Origin of the sequence: Peptoniphilus equinus (genome assembly GCF_027921445.1) — a bacterium.
Classification (GTDB): Bacteria; Bacillota; Clostridia; order Tissierellales; family Peptoniphilaceae; genus Peptoniphilus; species Peptoniphilus equinus.
In genome coordinates this window covers 735,500-754,915 of the sequence record NZ_CP115667.1, presented here as the reverse complement: position 1 = coordinate 754,915, position 19,416 = coordinate 735,500, and the positions used below count along the sequence as shown (strand labels likewise).

The 19,416-nt window shown below is 42.9% G+C and carries 18 protein-coding genes; 1 reads left to right on the top strand and 17 read right to left on the bottom strand.

Annotation, left to right across the window (positions count from 1 at the left end; translation table 11 throughout):
• Window positions 1-152 precede the first annotated feature (152 nt).
• Both O6R05_RS03705 and O6R05_RS03700 read right to left on the bottom strand, forming a co-directional pair.
• Window positions 153-971 (bottom strand): ABC transporter permease subunit, encoded by an 819-nt coding sequence (locus O6R05_RS03705; protein ID WP_271192190.1) that lies wholly within the window; start codon window positions 969-971, stop codon window positions 153-155.
• Window positions 968-2,302 (bottom strand): ATP-binding cassette domain-containing protein, encoded by a 1,335-nt coding sequence (locus O6R05_RS03700; RefSeq protein WP_271192189.1) that lies wholly within the window; start codon window positions 2,300-2,302, stop codon window positions 968-970. Before O6R05_RS03700 ends, O6R05_RS03705 begins: the two co-directional genes overlap by 4 nt.
• Window positions 2,303-2,486: 184 nt before the next feature.
• Between O6R05_RS03700 and ychF the strand changes: the two genes are divergently transcribed.
• The gene (gene ychF, locus O6R05_RS03695; RefSeq protein ID WP_271192188.1) at window positions 2,487-3,578 is read left to right on the top strand and encodes a redox-regulated ATPase YchF; all 1,092 of its coding nucleotides are present in this window, start codon (window positions 2,487-2,489) and stop codon (window positions 3,576-3,578) included.
• Between the two features lie 222 nt (window positions 3,579-3,800).
• Here ychF and O6R05_RS03690 read toward each other — a convergent pair whose 3' ends face one another.
• The 15 genes from O6R05_RS03690 to yajC form a co-directional block, all read right to left on the bottom strand.
• On the bottom strand, window positions 3,801-4,196 hold the full coding sequence (locus O6R05_RS03690; protein WP_271192187.1) for a hypothetical protein: 396 nt from the start codon (window positions 4,194-4,196) through the stop codon (window positions 3,801-3,803).
• 285 nt (window positions 4,197-4,481) lie between these two features.
• On the bottom strand, window positions 4,482-5,504 hold the full coding sequence (locus O6R05_RS03685; RefSeq protein ID WP_271192186.1) for an enoyl-CoA hydratase/isomerase family protein: 1,023 nt from the start codon (window positions 5,502-5,504) through the stop codon (window positions 4,482-4,484).
• A 12-nt stretch (window positions 5,505-5,516) separates the two neighbouring features.
• Window positions 5,517-6,572 (bottom strand): hypothetical protein, encoded by a 1,056-nt coding sequence (locus tag O6R05_RS03680; protein WP_271192185.1) that lies wholly within the window; start codon window positions 6,570-6,572, stop codon window positions 5,517-5,519.
• On the bottom strand, window positions 6,559-7,314 hold the full coding sequence (locus O6R05_RS03675; protein ID WP_271192184.1) for a hypothetical protein: 756 nt from the start codon (window positions 7,312-7,314) through the stop codon (window positions 6,559-6,561). The genes O6R05_RS03680 and O6R05_RS03675 overlap by 14 nt, the downstream gene beginning before the upstream one ends.
• Before the next feature lie 74 nt (window positions 7,315-7,388).
• Window positions 7,389-7,796 (bottom strand): SoxR reducing system RseC family protein, encoded by a 408-nt coding sequence (locus O6R05_RS03670; RefSeq protein WP_271192183.1) that lies wholly within the window; start codon window positions 7,794-7,796, stop codon window positions 7,389-7,391.
• A gap of 5 nt (window positions 7,797-7,801) precedes the next feature.
• The gene (gene aspS / locus O6R05_RS03665) at window positions 7,802-9,574 is read right to left on the bottom strand and encodes an aspartate--tRNA ligase (RefSeq protein WP_271192182.1); all 1,773 of its coding nucleotides are present in this window, start codon (window positions 9,572-9,574) and stop codon (window positions 7,802-7,804) included.
• 101 nt (window positions 9,575-9,675) lie between these two features.
• On the bottom strand, window positions 9,676-11,187 hold the full coding sequence (locus tag O6R05_RS03660) for a Mur ligase family protein (RefSeq protein WP_271192181.1): 1,512 nt from the start codon (window positions 11,185-11,187) through the stop codon (window positions 9,676-9,678).
• Window positions 11,184-12,515, bottom strand: coding sequence for a coproporphyrinogen dehydrogenase HemZ (gene hemZ, locus O6R05_RS03655; RefSeq protein WP_271192180.1), 1,332 nt, complete (start codon window positions 12,513-12,515; stop codon window positions 11,184-11,186). The genes O6R05_RS03660 and hemZ overlap by 4 nt, the downstream gene beginning before the upstream one ends.
• Entirely contained in the window at window positions 12,512-13,141 is a 630-nt protein-coding gene (locus tag O6R05_RS03650) for an MBL fold metallo-hydrolase (protein ID WP_271192179.1), read from the bottom strand. The genes hemZ and O6R05_RS03650 overlap by 4 nt, the downstream gene beginning before the upstream one ends.
• Window position 13,142: 1 nt before the next feature.
• Complete coding sequence (gene dtd / locus O6R05_RS03645) at window positions 13,143-13,592, bottom strand: D-aminoacyl-tRNA deacylase (RefSeq protein WP_271192178.1); 450 nt, start codon at window positions 13,590-13,592, stop codon at window positions 13,143-13,145.
• Window position 13,593: 1 nt separating this feature from the next.
• Window positions 13,594-15,729, bottom strand: a complete 2,136-nt coding sequence (locus O6R05_RS03640; RefSeq protein WP_271192177.1) for a RelA/SpoT family protein — start codon at window positions 15,727-15,729, stop codon at window positions 13,594-13,596.
• A complete protein-coding gene (gene recJ, locus O6R05_RS03635) occupies window positions 15,710-17,488 on the bottom strand; it encodes a single-stranded-DNA-specific exonuclease RecJ (protein ID WP_271192176.1) in 1,779 nt (592 codons plus the stop codon). The genes O6R05_RS03640 and recJ overlap by 20 nt, the downstream gene beginning before the upstream one ends.
• Before the next feature lie 74 nt (window positions 17,489-17,562).
• Window positions 17,563-18,924, bottom strand: a complete 1,362-nt coding sequence (gene scfB, locus O6R05_RS03630) for a thioether cross-link-forming SCIFF peptide maturase (RefSeq protein WP_271192175.1) — start codon at window positions 18,922-18,924, stop codon at window positions 17,563-17,565.
• A 42-nt stretch (window positions 18,925-18,966) separates the two neighbouring features.
• Complete coding sequence (gene scfA, locus O6R05_RS03625; protein WP_271192174.1) at window positions 18,967-19,113, bottom strand: six-cysteine ranthipeptide SCIFF; 147 nt, start codon at window positions 19,111-19,113, stop codon at window positions 18,967-18,969.
• The gene (gene yajC, locus O6R05_RS03620; protein WP_271192173.1) at window positions 19,110-19,406 is read right to left on the bottom strand and encodes a preprotein translocase subunit YajC; all 297 of its coding nucleotides are present in this window, start codon (window positions 19,404-19,406) and stop codon (window positions 19,110-19,112) included. Before yajC ends, scfA begins: the two co-directional genes overlap by 4 nt.
• Window positions 19,407-19,416: the final 10 nt, after the last annotated feature.

Here is a 19,416-nt window from a genome sequence, read left to right as displayed (position 1 = left end):
TTGTTTAAACCGCCACGCTTCTCTCCTACACCAAGGACCTTAAGGCAACACTTGGTGTATCAAAGCGTGTGTGTAGTAAATCATCGTCAATGAGTATACCATACTTTGTCGAGGCATTCAATAGAAAATCCTGTCGGAAGACAGGATGAGGATTAATAATTTAATTCTTTTGAATTGTAAATCAAATAGGTCAGTAGCATAAATAAAACAGCTACGACGACATTGATACCGATGTCGGTTAAACTGAATTCTTCCATTAAAAACTTCACCGGGCTGAACACTTCCATAGGGAATTTGGTCACAACAGTTGTCAGAACGCCGCCATAAAGTTTTCCAAAGACAGTGGCAATCACGATCAATAGTACAAAAAGTACCGACGTGGCATCAGTCAAAGTTGCAGATCTTGACAATGCACTGAAGAACATCCCGATTGTCATAAATACAAATCCGGATAAAAACAGACTGCCAAAAATCTTCACGAGGTCATAGATGAACGTCGTGCTGTCAATAGCTCCGTTATCTCGCGTGAGCACCATCATGACAAAGAAAGAACAAACGCCAAGTAAAATCATCAGGATTAGATAGCTGAGTAAGTTCGCAAAGAACTTGCCGCTCACAATTTCACTTCGAGAAATAGGATTAGAGTAGATATACTCAATAGAGCCGCTGGACTGTTCTCTCGCCAGTGCACTGGCGCCAAGCTGCATAGCAAACATCACCAAAAAGACTGCCAAGTATTGATAAATGAAGGCGGTATATTGGCTAGGATCACCATAGTCCATCTGTTGCAGACCTAAAACTGAAGCGGTTTTCGGTGACATACTGCCTACAAAGCTGTCAAAAATACTCTTCATATTGCCGTCTAACATAATGGGATAAGTCGCCAAAAGTAAGCCTGCAAGAATGCCGATAACAACCAACCAGGCAAATAATTTGGACGTATTGTATTTAAATTCTCTTGAGAAAATCATCGTCTCACCTCACGATTATCTGTCATCCTTGAATCTTGACCCATGGTCCCCTTCGGTGCAAGAGGTTGTGTTTGGGAAAGCGTGTAGTGCTTTTTCGTTGCAGCATCCGATTCTGCCGGATCCGTCGCAAAATTCGGCACCGATTCGGCATCGCCGTCTCTTTTGAAATCATCAATGGATCGAGCTGGTGGTATCGTCTCAGCTTCGCGAGAAGATACGGACGCCGACGCTACTTGTGCCGTGTCCAGTTTGATAGTCTCAGTTGGCGCAACCGGTGCAATAGGTGAGGCTGCATTGATCTCGACAGACTCGACCACCTTAGTCTCATCGCTTGTCATAGCAGTATCAGAATAAGCACTCTCAGTATCCACAGCATGTGCCATGTCCGCTTGTCGTTTTGCTTCCATGGTTTTACGATACTCATCACCATAGTCATTGATAAAGTAAGCCGCTCTGTCCCCTCCAAAATAAGCTGCCATCTTATCATCTAAAGAACAGTTTTCGATAGTGTAATCTTCAATCATGTGATCGGCAATAACTCGAGACAGCAAATTCATATCCCGATCGTAGTAAAAGATTTTCTCATAAGGGCTGTCTTTTAACAAAATAGCGCCAATGGTGGTGAAAGCTGTCACATCTTTAAGGTTCTTTCGAATGCGTACGATCTTATCATTAGCCACTTTGTCATTGAGGTACTCCACGTTTTGAATTTGGCCGTCATGAAGATAGGCCGCACGATCACAGAAACGCTGGGCATTGATAAGATTGTCGGTAAGAATAAAAGCTCCTAAGCCTTCCGTTACCTTTAAATCAGTGAGATAGGCAAATAACACTTCCACGTCTTCGTCGGATAAAAACTTGGCGGGCTCATCTAAAATAACCAGACGTGGTTTAGTGATCAACGCATTAATGATAGCGCAAACTTTCTTTTCCCCCACCGTCATTTCCGGAAATCTCAATCTAGAATTGAATTTAAAAAGATCTGTGAGTTTATTGACTTCATCATAGGAGGCAAAGTTGTGTAATTTTAATGTTTTACTAAAAAGCGCAGACGCACGAATATTCTCATCAAAAGAAGGTTCTTCCGGTACATAAGAAACACTCTCTTTAATGAGTTTGGCATCTTTGGTAGGATCTAAATCATATATTCTCACCGAGCCTTTTGCCGGTTTTAAATAATTGAACAAAATTTTTGCAATTGCCGTCTTACCTGAGCCTTCTTGTCCAAGCAATGCAAAAAACTCACCTTCGAGAACTTCAAGGTTGAGATTTTGGAAAAGTCGTTTCTTCCCAAGTCGTTTGGTCATGTCACTAATGACAATGGCACTCATTGTATTCACCTCTTTTAAAGTTTCTTTTTCTATTATAGCACAGAAGTTTATCTATGTACTATTGCAGCTTAAGGTTTAACTGTGTTTAACGATCACTTTTTATTACCACATGGTAGTTTTACTAAATATACTATATAATAAATCTGATTAAATTTGGAAATTTATTAGAAAATGAGGAATGATTATGAAATTAGGTATTGTTGGGCTGCCCAATGTAGGTAAGTCAACACTTTTTAATGCCCTGACAGCCGCCGGCGCCGAAGCGGCAAACTACCCTTTTGCAACGATTGAACCTAACGTCGGTGTCGTCTCCGTACCTGACGAGCGCCTGAATGTGCTGGCGGTGATGAGCAATTCTAAAAAAATTGTGCCCGCCCATATCGAATTTTATGACATTGCAGGTCTGGTTAAAGGCGCCAGCAAAGGCGAAGGCCTTGGCAACCAATTTCTTGCCAATATTCGGGAGGTGGACGCCATTGTCCATGTCGTCCGCTGTTTTGATGATGACAATGTCATCCATGTCGACGGGTCGGTCAATCCCGTGCGAGACATCGAAAACATCAACTTAGAACTTATCTTTTCCGACTTGGAACAAGTGGAAAAACGTCTTTCCAAAACAGAAAAACAAGCCAAGGGCGATAAAAGCCTGCAAAGTGAAGTGGCACTTCTAAAAAAATTACAAACCACACTGGAGTCCAATGAACCTGCACGACGATTGGAGCTTTCAGAAGAAGACGCAAAGTTGCTAAAAAATTATCAGCTTCTCAGCGATAAACCCGTCATTTACGTGGCCAATATTCCGGAAGAACAGGTTGCGTCTCAAGCCGATAACGATTATGTAAAAAGTGTGCGCGCATTTGCAGAAAACTTTGGCGATGAAGTCGTCGCCATCAGTTGTGATATTGAAGCTCAAATTCAAACCTTGGATGCCGATGAAAAAGAACTGTTTATGGCAGAACTCGGCATGGAACGAGCCGGGCTTGATCGCCTCATTCAATCCAGCTACAAACTCTTGGGGCTCATATCCTATCTCACTACTGGTGAAATGGAAACTCGAGCATGGACCATCACTGAAGGCACCAAAGCGCCTGGTGCCGCCGGCAAAATACACACCGACTTTGAACGCGGTTTTATCAAAGCCGACATTGTCGCGTACAAGGATTTAGTCGACGCAGGCTCTGTGGCTGCGGCACGGGAAAAAGGCTTAATTCGCAGTGAAGGCAAAGAGTATGTGATGAAAGACGGCGATGTCGTCAACTTTAAATTTAATGTATAGTACTTTACAAAACAGAGAGCCTGTAGATATGATCTACAGGCTCTCTGTTTTTATAGAATGCTTACACAGTCGGCACATCTATACTATTGTTGATGATATTTAAGATAAGTTCCAAATGCCACTCTGCACTGCCTCTTAAAATATCAACATTGGTTGCTCCTTTCGCCAAAGCTCCGGCAATATTTGTTTCGAATAGACGCACAACACAAAAGGCAACACCGTCTATACATTCTTGTCATCATTATCATCCTTTCTCAGCAATAATGTTGCTCCGACAATACTCATCAGTGCGGTCAATGAAAAAACCATGTATATATACCTAAGAAAAAAGATAATATACTTGTTAAAATCCAACAAGAGTGATCCTATGGATACCGCGACAGCCAAGCCAAAAATCAACTCAACCACCGCTAATTGCTTTCTGTTTGAATGATGCACGATGTACATGGCTAAGACAGAAAGGACGATAATCACACCGACAGCATAGGCCAGCACATGATAGCCCATTAAATAAAAATGGGCTGTGTGCCACTTGACATACTCAGTTGCCGGAACAACCACCATTAAAAGATACGATAGTATGGTGTACATGATCACACTGAAAATCGTTTTTTTCATTACAGTCATCTCCTTTTTCCTTCCCTTTTACATGTCTCCATTCTTATAGCTTGCAATATTCAAACACATATTGACCTCTATAATACTGTGGCTTTAATAAATCAAGATCCTAAAACTACACATCTTCGATATTAACTTCAAATGTCATCAATATTCGTTTACCATAAATATAACATATTCATTATCATTCTGCAGTCGTTTTCTACTGTGCGCTACAATAAAACAGAACCGGAGGAATGTTTAACTGTTCCATCGGTTCTGTTTTGATTTAATGATCTATGACATCTACTTTACTACACGTTCACGCTTGCTTAACAGACGACTCACCACATCATCATCCACATCTTGAACTGAGGTCGGCTTAAAATGAGGCGGGTCTTTGTCAATCATCGCAGCCCGAATGCCCTCACCCATATTCCCCGTGACATAACAATAGTCGAGAATCTTCTCGTCCATCTCAAAAGTCTCCTGCCGCGTCAAAGCTTTGCCCACGTCATATTTGCCAAAGACTAGCTTTAATGACAGGGGCGATTTGTCTTGGAACCATTGGTAGACATCCTTTCCCCAGTCACTGCCTTTGGATAAATTATCTAAGAGTGCCTCCAAAGTGGTGCTGTCAAAATAACGATCAATATCTGACTTGGCTTTATCCAATGCTGTCGTCACTGTAGGGACTCTGTAGGCGTCCAAGACAGTTCGGATATCAGCTGTCGTCGCCATGCCGCAAGCTATAAGATCTGACTCCAGTTGGATTAGGGACTTGCTTTTCACATAGTGTGTGGCAAGACCGAGTTTCATCATGTCAGAGCCTGTAATTGAAACGCCAAGAAGGGATAGATACAACGCGACAGGGCGTGGCAGCTTCGAGAGATAATACCCTACCCCCACATCCGGCACAATACCAAGGCGTGTTTCCGGCATGGCCCACGTCGTGGTTTCATCCGCCACAATAAAGTCAGCGCCGCAACTTAATCCGACACCGCCTCCCATGGTAATACCATGGACCAACGCCACAACAGGTTTAGGGAAAGTCTCTATTTGATTATCGACTTTAAATTCCGTGGCGAAGAAAGGATTGGGATCCTTCCCCCGAATGATGTAGTGTTTATACAGATCCACCACATCACCTCCGGCACAAAAAGCCTTCGATCCACCTTTTAAAACCAGACCTTTAACCTGAGCATCCTCTGCCAAGTGATGCAAGAGATCTTGCAGTTCCAAAATCATAGAAAAATTCAGTGCATTCAGTTTCTCATCTCGGTTCAACCGAATCACGGCAACCCCATTTTCTATTGTTGTTTGAATCATAATGACCTTTCTTTAAACGTGTCGTGCCAGTTCAACGGCGCGCTGTTGCAATTCTGTTGAAGTATTCAAGTCCACTTCTTCAATACCATCCCCCAGTGCATAACAACAAAATGGACGAGCCGATTGATCATAGTAATAAAGATAGTGCGACGTTTCTCCAACATCTTCAATGAGAAAAATCCGATTGCGCTCATCTCTTAACGTGTGTATAGTATGCCCATCATTGAGCGACTCAGTGGAACGGACATGATTGGTATAGTCATTCACTAATGCATAAGTGTCAGTTCCAAACTTGAGAATGTTGTGGTACGGTTCGGTAAACTGTTTCGGCACAGCATAGCCGGAGAGATTTTTGCCTTTCAGGTGATTGGAAAGTGCGGTTAGTTCCTTGCCGTCACTGTCGTTTGAGCCGTAATTTAAGTGCAGCATCATCTCTAACCCCAACTGTTTTAAAAGCAGCATATTGTTGCTCAGTTTTTCCATGGTATCCTGACTTTGAAAATGTATCTTATCCTTTAAGAGATAATTATTGGTTCCGTTATAGTATTGCAACAGGCCGTTGCCCTGCTCTACCTTTACGTTGCTTTGCAGCAGATTAGTATTGACCGTGTTCACAATATAATCATTCTGAACCATACTTGAAATCAAAAGACTCCGCTTCGCCGTCTCAAGGTCTACGGAGGCGCTTTCAAATGTAGATGAAGCCAAGAAAGGCCCCAAGTCTGATGAGCCCATAGCGTTGATAAAACGTTCATTATAATTTAGAGGCTGTAACTCGATCAGATAGGCATCATACTTGTTCGCTTCATAATCAAACGCCGCTACAACTTGTCCCAATGTGGCCTTGCGCGTTTCAAGCGACGTCAATTGCTTGTCGATGGTATCCAATTCTTCATCTAAGAGTTTGTTTTGCTCTACAACCTTCTGATTGTCTGCCTCGACTTGACTTAAGGTCGTTGAAAAAGATTCATCAAACCGCCCCATCTTAATGATGCCATAGGCTATTACGGCAATGCTTACTACCAAAAGGCCAAGAGACAACCATAAATCCCGTCTACTGGTTTGCATTCATCCCACCTCCGGAAAGCTGATCCATGACCCCACGGTTATTATTAAATTCCACAATCAAAGGACGAATTTGAACCAACAAAGTATCCAAATTATCCGGGTTTAAAATGCCGACGTTAAAGTTGAAATTTTCCATCGCACGATAAACTTCTCGCGTTGAGTAAAGGTCATTATAGAGACCGTTTAAATTGTCCGGCACATCGGACAGATCATGGCTGATCTCATATAACGTATTGGAATACATGCAAGTTAAAAAGAGTAACAAGTTATTAAACTTGGAATCACTGTTGATAGAATCCAAATAGCCAATGGTACCGTCTGTTTTTGCACCTTCTACGAAGTCATTGACATTTAACTTGGTGTAGAGATCTGTCGGAAGAGGCTCCAGACCCTCCGTTGCAGCAAGCTGTTCAAAATCTGCTTGCAGGGATGAGTAATCCTCCTTTTCGTAGTACTGTCCGTCATAATAATTGACGTAAGCAATGAGAAGATCCTTAATGGCTGTTTTAATCTCCTGATTGCGAAGATTCAAACGATACAGTTCTTCTTCCACCACCTCTTCATCAGACTTTAAATAGTCGAATCCATAGGTGCTGAAAAACTGTATCGATGCATCTTTCAGTTCCGTATTCGCGGCATCTAACTGCGTCTTTTTAGTTTTGATCACAGCCTGAAGTCGCCGTGTATCTCGTTCTATCTCTTCCACCTTTTGCCTTTCTGCTTGGTAGCTGTTTTCTCGCACAATTACAAAGCCAAAAAACAGAAGTGATATAACAAAAACTGCAACGGCTATTTTGAGTAACAATGCCGACTTTCTCATGAAGTTATCTTTCTGAGTTTAATATCGGAGCCTGTGAAGTTTTTTCTGGAATCAACAGCTTTAATCGCTATATAGGTCAAAGCTAAAACAACGATGCCCACGGCAAAGCTTATCAACTCATTGCCTGTCGCTGCATAACTTGTCACCACACCAATTAAAAAAGTCACCAGCGGAATCCCATATATCAATCCAATATAGGAAAGCACACGATTCGAGCTGATTTCCATCTCAACGCGATCGCCAATTTCGGCATGAATGGTATTAACCGCTTTGACGCGCATAGGTTCTGACTCACAGTGTGAAGAACATGACTCACAGCTGCTCCCGCAAGCACTTTGTCTCATACTTAATATAGTGACAAAGTCACCATTCTCTTCCACAACAATGCCCGGATTTTTCATCATCCACCTCAATCTATGGTCTTAATGTGTACTTCCTCTAATTGTTCGTTACCAACTTCCGTCGGTGCACCGGTCAATAAATCAGTCGCTTTCTGTGTCTTTGGAAAAGCAATGACATCACGGATGTTGGACGTGCCGGTAAAAAGCATAACCATCCGATCAAGACCATAGGCAATGCCACCATGTGGCGGTGCACCATATTTAAAGGCTTCAATTAAGAAACCAAATTTAAGTTCCGCATCCTCCTTGGTGAACCCAAGTGCTTCAAACATTTTTGCCTGAATGAGCGGATCATTGATACGAATGGAACCGCCACCCATTTCATCGCCGTTAATGACGATGTCATACGCTTTTGCACGGCATTCATGCGGGTTGGTATCAAGAAGATGCAAATCTTCGTCTTTCGGTGCAGTGAATGGATGGTGCTTAGCGACGTAGCGTCCTTCTTCTCTGTCGTATTCAAACAGAGGGAAATCCGTAATCCATACCAATTCGTATCGATTTTCATCAATGAGATCCAATTCTCTGGCGATGTGATTACGAAGATTGCCCAAAGCATCATAGACGATGTCATTATCATCGGCAACAAAGACTAACAAATCGCCGACTTCAGCTTCCATTGCATCTAAAATACTGTGCGTCACCGTCTCATCTAAAAATTTAGCAATTGGAGACTGGATACCGTCATCTGTCTTTTTGATCCATGCGAGTCCTTTGGCCCCGTATGTTTTGGCAACCTCTTCCAATTTATCAATCTTCTTTCGAGAAAAGTGCTCAGCGCCGTTTTTGATGTTGATACCTCGCACAGAACCGTGTTCTACTGCGGATTCAAAAACTTTAAAGCCACACCCTTTGACGACATCGGAAATATTGACCAGTTCCAGTTCAAATCTTAAATCAGGCTTGTCCACACCGAATCGATCCATAGCGTCCTGATATGCCATGCGACGGATTGGTAAGGTGATATCCACGTTTAACATATCTTTAAACGCTTTTTTCAAGAACTTCTCGTGAGTCGCAATCACATCATCGACGTCCACAAAGCTCATCTCTGTATCAATTTGCGTGAATTCCGGCTGGCGATTGGCGCGAAGGTCTTCATCACGAAAACATTTTGTGATTTGGTAGTAACGATCAAAGCCGGAGCACATCAAAAGCTGTTTCATCAATTGTGGGGACTGTGGCAGTGCATAAAATTGCCCCGGATTGATTCGTGACGGCACCAAGTAATCCCGAGCACCTTCCGGTGTCGGTTTGGTCAGCATCGGAGTTTCCACTTCAATAAATCCTTCGTCATTAAAAAAGTCATGTACCACTTTATAAAATTTCGCACGTGCAAAGAGACGCTTTTGCATCTCCGGTTTGCGAAGATCCAACGCCCGATACTTTAACCGCATAGTTTCTTGTACATTGTCGTCATCTTTAATATATATAGGCGGCACGTCTGATTCGTTGAAAATTTTAAGATCAGTAGCTAAAATTTCCACCTTTCCTGTTGGGATATCGTTATTTACCGATGCTCGCATACGAACTGCGCCGCTAATCCCGACAACGTACTCCGAACGAAGTGTGCTTGCCTTGTCAAAAAGTGCATCACCCACCGTATCGTCAAAGACCACTTGTACAATACCTTCTCTATCCCGAATATCACAAAAGATAATAGAACCGAGGTTGCGCTCTTTGGCAACCCAGCCCATGACGGTGACCATCTCGCCGATATTATCTTCTCTTAACGCACCGGCATAATGGGTGCGTTGCATTCCTTTAATTGAATCTACCATGTAATCCTCCATAAAAAAACTCGCCCCTTGGGACGAGCTCCATAAGTCCCTACTTAGACTTCTCTGGATTTATTATATATTTTAAGTGCAGAGGTGTCAATTTAGCACACACGGTTCTTCACTTTCTCTGCCAATGTGCTGACATCATACCGATCTTTCAACACCTTGTAGACCACACCGGCCCCTTTGTCCATGCCTTGGCAACCTGCAAGAAGGACGATGTCGCCCTCTTCAGCTCGATCGAGAACCGCCGCAATCGCTTCATCCAAACGACGATAGATCGGCACATCAAACCCGTGAGCATTCGTCACTCGTTTGAACACGGCTTCTTCTTCCTCGGTTACCACATCTTTTTTAGAAACCGTCTCTTCGGATTTAGTTGCCATAAACGTCACCGGATTTAGCTGTCTGAAAATCTCACACATTTTTTCCGAAGTTTCTTCATTGAGGTGAACACCGCGACTGCCTCGAATGGCATAGAGCACATGCAAGTTATCATAGTCCATTTGTTTTAACGTATCCAGCGTGACTTCAATATTGCGAACATTGGCAAAGTGATCATCCAAAATTTTAAAGTGATCATTGAATATAATCTCAGAGCGACGTTCCACACCGGTAAACTTTTTAAGTGCCCTCTGAATGACCTCAGGTTCAATGCCCTCGAGTAATCCGACAATAATGGCTGCCATACTGTTCATCACCGAGGCATAGCCAGAGCTTCCCAGCTCAATATCAAATGCCATCGGCTCCAAATCAGCTTTAGTCGTGTGCACAGGTCGCAGGACGCAAAAAGTATACTTTCCAAACCCTGTCGACAGATCCAAATTTTTAATACCGCAGTCTTCGTTTAAATGCTCAAGACTATAGGCCAGCACTTGAGATGACGTTTGAGATTTCAAATCAGCAATCGCTTCAAAGTCCATGTTTAATACGCTGACCGTTGTCGCCGGCGCATCTTTGATAAGACGGGATTTATATTTTAAGTACGCCTCAAAACTGCCGTGTTGATCAATGTGCTCACGAGAAAAGTTGTTGAACGTGACAATGTCGAATGCGATGCCATAGTTGCGATAAAGTTCCTGACCTGACGAGGAGACCTCCATATTGACCTTCTCGATGCCCTTTGCCGCCATGTCTGCCAAAAATTCCTGTAAATCATATGACTCCGGCGTGGTGAGAATGGAAGGTACCATGACATCGGCGTACTTGGTATAGACCGTCCCAATAATGCCTGTCGTGTATCCTGCTTCCCGATAAATGGCATCTACCATAAATGATGTCGTCGTCTTACCGTTAGTGGCAGTAATGCCTACAAGGTCCAATTTTTTTGAAGGATGGTCAAAATATCGATCACTCATCATCGCAAGAGTTTGTCGTGAATTATCCACTTGAACTTGATCAATGGCTACGGAACTCCGATCTTCCACGACAGCAATAACTGCACCGCGATTTTTTGCATCTTGAATGTACTCATGCCCGTCGGTGATGTAGCCTTTGATAGCTACGAACACATCTCCGGGTTTCACTTCCTTGGAATTATACCGGATGTTGGAGATTTCTCTGTCAGTCACACCATAGGACTCAAAGTTCTCAAATAATTTACTCAGCTTCATAAGCACCTCATCCTTTGAATAATCTTCTCAGTTGTTTCACTATGACGATTTAAATACGTTTCAAAATTTCTAAAATTGACAATTTGTTTGAAACGCTCCCCTTCATAAAGTTTGGACGTCGCACTCATTCCCAAACCTATAATGTCGGTCACTTCTTCAATCATTATAACATTGTAATCGCAGATGGTTCCTTTTTTGCAATAGCCGATATTTTCCGTTCCCCCAAGGCTTCGCTTTTGACGATAGAGATAATAAGGTTCATATCCGGCATTGACCAAACGGTCATTAATAGTCTCCGAAAAATTCCAGCTATACTGCTCACCTAAGTGCGAAGCTAAATAGGCTGTCCCGTTTTTTTGAGCCAAAGCGTGTACGGTAATATTTTCAGGTTGCAAATCTATGGCAGATTGTAACGACGCCAGCACTGTATTTTCATCTTCATGCTCCAATCCCACAATGAGATCCATGTTGATACAATCGAAATATTGACGGGCACTGTAATAACATGCTAGCACATCTGCCACTGTCCCGCGTCGATTAATCGCCCTTAGCGTCGGTTCATGAAAACTCTGGGGATTGATACTGATACGATTGACACCGTGTGCTCTTAACATTTGAAACATTCCATCGTCCAGTGTGTCTTCCCGTCCGGCTTCCACGGTGTATTCATGCGGCGCCAAACAGTCCAGTTTCATCAAGATTTGCTCCAGACGGTCTTGCCCAATGGCCGTGGGTGTTCCTCCGCCAATATAGATAGTACCCACCTTGTTTTTTAAAGTCGGCAACACGCGGTCCATGTCTTGAATCAGCGTCGCCACATAAGTGTCCATGTGTGCTTCGTTAAGACTTAATGTGTGAAATGAACAGTAGGTGCACCGGCTTGGACAAAAAGGAATGTGCACATATAAACTTACCGTGCCGCGATATGTATCAATAATAGGCAGTTGTCGTTTTAAAATATCAAAAGTCAATTGCGCTTTGGCATCGCTCACACGGTAAAGCGATCGAAATCTGTCATAAGCTGTGTCGGGATTTTCAGTGTAAAGTTGTAACGCCAGTTTTGTAGGACGAATCCCTCGAAGTATTCCCCATGGCGGCGACTTAAAACCACAATTGACATACGCGTCATAAATCGCTCTTTTGACATCATTGTTCTCTGCGGACGCTAACGGGAGAGCAGTGGAAAAACCATCACTTGTTACAAACAGGACGCCATCTTTTAGTGTTGCTTCCATGGTTCGGTCGTACTCATAAGTCGGGAAAAGCAACCTCAAGTATTCATAGATTTCATGTCTTAAAGCTTCTGTGGGGGCAGTAATATGAATCATAAACTCATTCTGTTAATAAAAGGATTGTGTTGCCGCTCGAAACCGATCGTGGTACCTGCACCATGGCCCGGCAGCACATTCACGGCATCGTCCAAAGTCATCAGCTTGGACAAACTCTTAAAAAGAGTGTTACTATCTCCGCCAGGAAGATCCGTCCTGCCGATGGACATATGAAACAACGTATCTCCGGAAAAAAGAATATCCTCATATTGAATGCACACTCCTCCCGGTGTGTGTCCCGGCGTCTCCAAAACAGTGAGCGGCTTGTCTAAAAAGTTAAGCTTCGCATCCTCATAAAAGACGTCCGCGTCCAGTGCACTGTCCAGACCTAAGGCAGCTTTCATTGATTCCGACCTTGAGTGCAGCATGGTATTGTCATCTTTTGACACGTAGCAAGCTATCCCATAGTGTTGTCGCAAAGGTTCCACAGCGCCAAAATGATCCGGATGGGCATGAGTCAGCAGAATTTTAGAAGGGCGAAGTTTATTTTCTTCTAAAAGGTTGATGATTTTCTCCCCTTCTGCGCCGGGATCAATGATGACGGTATCCCGGTCTGAGGTGAGAATATAACAATTTTCCTGATATGCGCCGACAACTAAGCGATATATCGTGTAATCTCTTTGCACATTAAAACTCCCTTCTGCTGTCCAATAAAATAGTAACCGGTCCATGATTGACCAAGTGTACATCCATGTCCGCCCCGTAACGACCGGTGCCGACATGGTAACCTTCAGCTTGTGCACGTTCAATAAAGGCTTCATAAAATCTGATGCCGTCATCAAAGCCTGCCGCTCGAATGTACGATGGACGATGCCCCTTGCGCGCATCACCATAAAGCGTGAATTGACTCACCACAAGAAGCTCGGCGCCACTGTCTTTGAAGCTGATATTCATCACACCATTGGCATCATCAAAAACACGCAAGCCGGTAACTTTTTTATAAATGTAATCCAAATCTACATCCGTGTCTTCTTTTTCCACGCCCAGTAAAACCATAAGACCGTATCCGATTTCTGAAACAGTCTCACCGGCGACAACAACTTTTGCAGACTGAACGCGTTGTACAACAGCTCGCATATTATCCCTTCATTCTATAGACATCAATAACTTCAGGTAACTTTTTAATTTTTTCAATAATTCTTGAAAGTTCATCTGTGGATTTGATGTCCACAATAATGCTCACAAAGAGAAGACCTTCTTTGGTACGGGCATTGAGAGACTGCATATTAAGCTTAGCGTCGTTAATTTTATTGGCCACATCTCCGATAACTCGAGGTTTGTCAAAGGCCTTGATTTCAATTTGCGCACCATAGCTATCACCTTCTTGAGTATCCCACTTCACAGGAATCAGTCTTGAATGATCCTTTTCATCCTTCACATTGGTGCAATCTGCGCGATGAATGGAAATACCTCGCCCGATGGTCACATAGCCAACGATATCATCTCCCGGTACCGGGTTACAACACTTGGCAAAGCGAACTTTTAAGTTATCCGCACCTTCTACGATAACTCCGCCCTTTGAAATACGATGCACAGGTGCGGTCGGTACGTCTAAAACTTTCTCTTCTTTAATGCTTTGCGCATAGAGATCTTTAAGTTTTCCAACCACCTGGTTTAATGTGATCGTTCCAAAGCCGAGTCCTGCATAGACATCTTCAACGGAGTTGAGTTTGACTTTTTTCGTCACCTCTTCCATCCAGTCGTCTCTCATGACAGCTGACGGTCTCAAATTATACTTTTTGATTTCCCTCTCCAGCATATCTCGGCCGCGTTCAATATTTTTATCTCGATCTTTAACTTTGAAATACTGATTGATTTTTTTCTTGGCTTGAGGACTTTTTACAATTTTCAGCCAGTCAAGAGATGGTCCGGAATTGGCGTTCGTGATGACTTCGATGATGTCGCCACTCTTGAGCTGATAGTCCAGAGGCACAATCCGACCGTTAATCTTAGCACCCGTGCAGGTATTGCCCACTTGAGAGTGAATACGATAGGCAAAATCCAGCGGTGTTGAGCCTTCAGGGAGATTGATCACATCACCTTGAGGCGTGAAGACAAATACCTCATCGGCAAAGAAGTCAATTTTAAGCGTCTCCATAAAATCATCGGGGTCAGATAGATCTTTTTGCCATTCGAGCAACTGGCGAAGCCAGGTTAAATTTTCATCAAAACTGGTGGATTTTGAAACGCCTGCTTTGTACTTCCAGTGAGCCGCAATCCCATATTCTGCCGTTTGGTGCATTTCATAGGTCCGAATTTGCACCTCAAAAGTCTCTCCATGATTATCAATAACAGTCGTATGCAGTGATTGATATTTATTCGGTTTCGGCATGGCAATATAGTCTTTAAACCGTCCCGGGATTGGCTTCCACAACGTGTGTACGACGCCTAAGACACCATAGCAGTCCTTAATGTCTTCCACAAGAACCCGCACAGCCGACAAGTCATAAATCTCGTCAAATGTCTTACCTTTGTGCTCCATCTTTTTGTAAATAGAGTAGAAATTTTTAGGTCGGCCGTTAATATCCGCTACAATTCCAAGTTTAGATAAATTTTGTTTCAACTCGGAGATAATGTTTTGAATCAGGCTTTCCCGTTCGTGGCGGCGCTTGTTCACCATCTCCACCAAGTCATAATACTTATCCGGATCCAAATAGCGCAAAGACAAATCTTCCAGTTCCCACTTGATGCGGCTCATCCCCAGTCGATCTGCAATAGGCGCATAAATTTCAATAGTCTCCAGTGCCTTTTCTCGCTTTTTCTCTTCCGTCATATATTCCAGAGTGCGCATATTGTGAAGACGGTCAGCAAGTTTGACAATAATAACGCGAATATCTTTGGCCATGGCAAGCACCATTTTTCGAATATTTTCCGCTTGCTTTTCCTGCTTGGTTTGATAATTTAATTTTTTCAGTTTGGTAACGCCGTCAACCAGAAGTGCGATTTCATTGCCAAACTGTTTTTCTATATCTTCAAAGGTGACGTCAGTGTCTTCAATGGTATCGTGGAGGAGTCCGGCAATAATTGTCGGCACATCCATATTCATCCCAGCTAAAATAATGGCAACTTTCACTGGGTGAATAATATAGTCTTCGCCGCTATTGCGTTTTTGACCTTTATGACATGCATTGGCCAGATTGAAAGCAGCCATAATCTGATCAAAATCCGCCCCGGGATTATATTTTTTTATTTCTTCAATGAGTTGATTTATCATATTTATCACCAGTTTTACTTGCTCGCAGAGCAGTCACTTTGAGTTGCAGCGTACGTTTATCACGAAATTCATTCACAGTTGGCGTAAAGACCACATCCATTAACAGACTTTGCCGTCCTTTTAAAACTTGATTCACTACTTGAGCCTCAAAGCCGTCACAGAGTTCATCTTTAAAATCACTAAATTTTCGGAAGTATATAGATTCACAATCAGTCTGTCCCTGCCTCAAAATAAATTTAATGACATTTTGATTTTTACCTAAGACCTGAACACCATACAGTTCGCAACCTTTGGCGACCATAAGGGGCTTCGGGTTTCCGTTCCCAAAAGGCTTTAGCTGTTCAAGTGACTGAACCATCTCCTGACTCACCTCATTGAGCCGTACAAGGGTATCAATTCGAATTTCCTTGACCATATCTTCAGATGTTAAGGTTGCAGCGTTATTCACCGCCACAATAAATTCTTTCAATTTGTCTGCTTCGATGCTGAGGCCACAGGCCATCTTGTGCCCTCCAAAAGCCTGTAGTAAAGCTTTGTGTCGACTGAACTCTGAAAACATATCGTAAGCTTCAATGCTGCGTCCGGAGCCTTTGAGCGCCATTTCACCTTGAGTAATAATAACGCTTGGGCGATGATATTTTTCTTTGATACGCCCGGCTACAATACCGATGATCGACTCATCAAGACATGGTTCTTTGACGATTAGTATACGCAGTTTTTCATCTAAGTGATACTGTTGAATCAACCCATCCACTTTTTCAAAGCTCTCTTCAGTGAGTTTTTGACGCTCACGATTGAGCTCTCGCAAGTCTTGTGCCAGCTCTAAAGCTTTTGTATAATCCATCTCAAATAGTACGTCTAATGCACGCGCTGCATGATCCAACCTACCGCTTGAATTAATAGTAGGACCGATAATAAAACCGATATGATAAGCGTCAATCAAACCTTTAATATCACAGGCTTCTTTGATAGCACGAAGTCCGATGTGCTCAGTTTGATTTAAACGCTCAAGGCCTAAGGCAACAATGGCACGATTTTCATCGACCAATTCCATAACATCACATACAGTTCCGATTGCAGCAAACGGCAGAAAAGTATTTTGAAAGACCGCTTCATCCTGTCCTGAAATCATAAAGAGATACGCCATAAATTTGTAGGCCACAACTGCACCGCAAATACCTGAAAATGGATATTTGCTCCGGCTTAGTTTAGGGTTGATAATCGCATCAGCCGGTGGTTCCAGATCATGGCCGTCCTTATGAGGCACTTCGTGGTGATCCGTGACGACAACACGCATGCCGCCGGCTATTGCCTTTTCTATGACATCCGCTGCCGCAATCCCGTTATCACACGTCACAATAAGATCGATGTTTTCTGATAAAGCCTCGTCTATAATCCCCTCACTGATGCCATAACCGTCTTTCTTACGATGTGGGATGACATAGTCCACATTGGCGCCTAAAATCTGCAGGCCTCTTACTAAAATATACGTGGCTGTGACACCGTCAACATCATAGTCGCCAACCACACGTATCCTCTGTTTTTTTTCAATGGCTGTCATAACCAGGTTCGCGCCTTTAATACAATCCGGCAACTTGATCGGCGAATGCATAGCCTCAAGGGACGGATTTAAAAACCGTTCCAGATGATCATCATCCACGCCGCGACGCTGTAAAATGTCCCGAAGATAAGTAGGCAAGCTCTCTGTATTAAGTTGTGACTTTACCCCTTTAATAAACCATTTTTCCCGTTCTTTCATAGAAGGTAGTATACCACAAATCCCCATTTTATGCAGTTTCCCTTATAAAAAACAGGTGCCTGCGGCACCTATTTTCAATCTGATTCATTGGCTAAAACAGAGATCGCACATTCAATGCGCTTGCGTTCCATCTCACAGCCGATTTTATGGGGTACTTTTAAGTCATGGTTGGCATAGTGAGAGTTGGCATGACAACCCCCGCTACAGTAATATCGCGCCCAACATGTTGGACAGTCGGTTTTCGTAAAGACGTTAGCACACTTGAATTCATCTCTTATGGCAGTATTGGTAACGCCTTCGTGGACATTGCCGAGTTTAAAGTCCGTCTCCCCGACAAATTGATGACAAGGATAAATATCACCTTCTGGTGTAACTGCAATATATTCACTGCCTGCCCCGCATCCAACTGTCCGTTTGATGACACAAGGCCCACCGGAGAGATCAATCATAAAGTGGAAGAATTTAAAGTCCGGATCTGCTTGACGCATGACAATGTAATCCGCACTCATCTTTTCATATTCTTTTAATATAGTCTCTAAATGCTCTTCTCGAATGGCATAAGGCATGGATTCGTCTGTAACGACCGGTTCCAGGGACGTTGACTTAAAACCGGCATCATAATACGTTTTTAAATCCTTGGCAAAATCTAAATTCTCGTTGGTGAAAGTACCTCGGATATAGTAGTCTTTGTCACCGCGTTTTTCAATAAGACGCTTAAACTTCGGCACAATGATGTCATAAGAGCCGTCTCCAGATATGGTAGGACGCATACTGTCATTGACTTCAGGTCGGCCGTCAAGGGACAGGACGACGTTGGACATGTGCTCGTTGATAAAGTCGATCTTATCGTCATCTAAAAGTAAACCGTTAGTGGTAATGGTAAAGCGGAATTCTTTGCCATAAATCTTTTCACGTTCTCTCCCATAGGCTACAAGGGTTTTGACTAAGTCGAAGTTCATCAACGGTTCTCCACCAAAGAAATCCACCTCAAGATGCTTTCGGTTCCCTGAATTTTCAAGCAGAAAATCCAAAGCTTTTTTACCTGTAGCTTCATCCATTAAAAGTCTTTCCCCATGGAAATCCCCTTGAGAGGCAAAGCAGTAGCGACATCTCAAGTTGCAGTCATGAGCCACATGAAGACACAATGCCTTGACGATATTTTGAGGATTATATGCCGGCGTCTGAATGTTCATGTCTTCCGAAAACAACACATCCTGATCGATAAGCGCCTCAATTTCTTCTAAAGTCTCTTGCACTTTATCCGGATCGTCGCCCTTTAATCCTTCTCGTACAGCTTGAAAAGACGCTTTGGGATTGTCACTGTCTAAAAAGTCTAACGCACGATAAAAAAGTTCATCCACGACATGGACAGAACCGCTGCCTACATCAATTACAACATATTTATTATTTAAGTGAAATTTGTGAATTTGCTTCATAATTTCCTTCCCGGTAAAAATAAAATAGGGTTGTAATCAACCCTATTGTGCCTCGTTTTCACATTTTTGATTGCCTACTGTACAAGATGTTTTGCAAGCAGATTGGCAAGATGTTTGGCATTCGCCGCAGCCACCTTTTTCATAAGTGTCTTTTAAGCGTTTCGATGTTAAAGTTTTTACGTGTTTCATAGTTCCTCCTGCTTAGACTTTTTGGATTCTACAGAGCTGATGCCCCATTTCATCACATCTAGCCGTGTTTTCGTTGCTGATGATTCCATAACTATGTAATCTTCTTTTACTAAAAGTACCTTACCTCGTATACCACCGATGGTAACTACATCGTCGTTTACGGCAATATTACTACGCATTGCCAATACTTCTTTTTGTTTTTTTTGTTGTGGACGAATGAGTAAAAAATAAAATACAATGACCATCGCTATCATGGGCAGGAATGATAACAGCAAGTTTGGTTGTTGTGACATAGTATTCTCC

Bases quoted from the DNA above. Each gene is read 5' to 3' on its own strand.
- scfB (WP_271192175.1), bottom strand. From the start codon at position 18,924: ATGAAGCAAATTCACAAATTTCACTTAAATAATAAATATGTTGTAATT.
- aspS (WP_271192182.1), bottom strand. From the start codon at position 9,574: ATGGTAGATTCAATTAAAGGAATGCAACGCACCCATTATGCCGGTGCG.
- yajC (WP_271192173.1), bottom strand. From the start codon at position 19,406: ATGTCACAACAACCAAACTTGCTGTTATCATTCCTGCCCATGATAGCG.
- O6R05_RS03690 (WP_271192187.1), bottom strand. From the start codon at position 4,196: ATGAAAAAAACGATTTTCAGTGTGATCATGTACACCATACTATCGTAT.
- scfA (WP_271192174.1), bottom strand. From the start codon at position 19,113: ATGAAACACGTAAAAACTTTAACATCGAAACGCTTAAAAGACACTTAT.
- O6R05_RS03700 (WP_271192189.1), bottom strand. From the start codon at position 2,302: ATGAGTGCCATTGTCATTAGTGACATGACCAAACGACTTGGGAAGAAA.
- O6R05_RS03670 (WP_271192183.1), bottom strand. From the start codon at position 7,796: ATGATGAAAAATCCGGGCATTGTTGTGGAAGAGAATGGTGACTTTGTC.
- O6R05_RS03660 (WP_271192181.1), bottom strand. From the start codon at position 11,187: ATGAAGCTGAGTAAATTATTTGAGAACTTTGAGTCCTATGGTGTGACT.
- O6R05_RS03685 (WP_271192186.1), bottom strand. From the start codon at position 5,504: ATGATTCAAACAACAATAGAAAATGGGGTTGCCGTGATTCGGTTGAAC.
- O6R05_RS03680 (WP_271192185.1), bottom strand. From the start codon at position 6,572: ATGCAAACCAGTAGACGGGATTTATGGTTGTCTCTTGGCCTTTTGGTA.
- ychF (WP_271192188.1), top strand. From the start codon at position 2,487: ATGAAATTAGGTATTGTTGGGCTGCCCAATGTAGGTAAGTCAACACTT.
- hemZ (WP_271192180.1), bottom strand. From the start codon at position 12,515: ATGATTCATATTACTGCCCCCACAGAAGCTTTAAGACATGAAATCTAT.
- O6R05_RS03705 (WP_271192190.1), bottom strand. From the start codon at position 971: ATGATTTTCTCAAGAGAATTTAAATACAATACGTCCAAATTATTTGCC.
- dtd (WP_271192178.1), bottom strand. From the start codon at position 13,592: ATGCGAGCTGTTGTACAACGCGTTCAGTCTGCAAAAGTTGTTGTCGCC.
- recJ (WP_271192176.1), bottom strand. From the start codon at position 17,488: ATGAAAGAACGGGAAAAATGGTTTATTAAAGGGGTAAAGTCACAACTT.
- O6R05_RS03640 (WP_271192177.1), bottom strand. From the start codon at position 15,729: ATGATAAATCAACTCATTGAAGAAATAAAAAAATATAATCCCGGGGCG.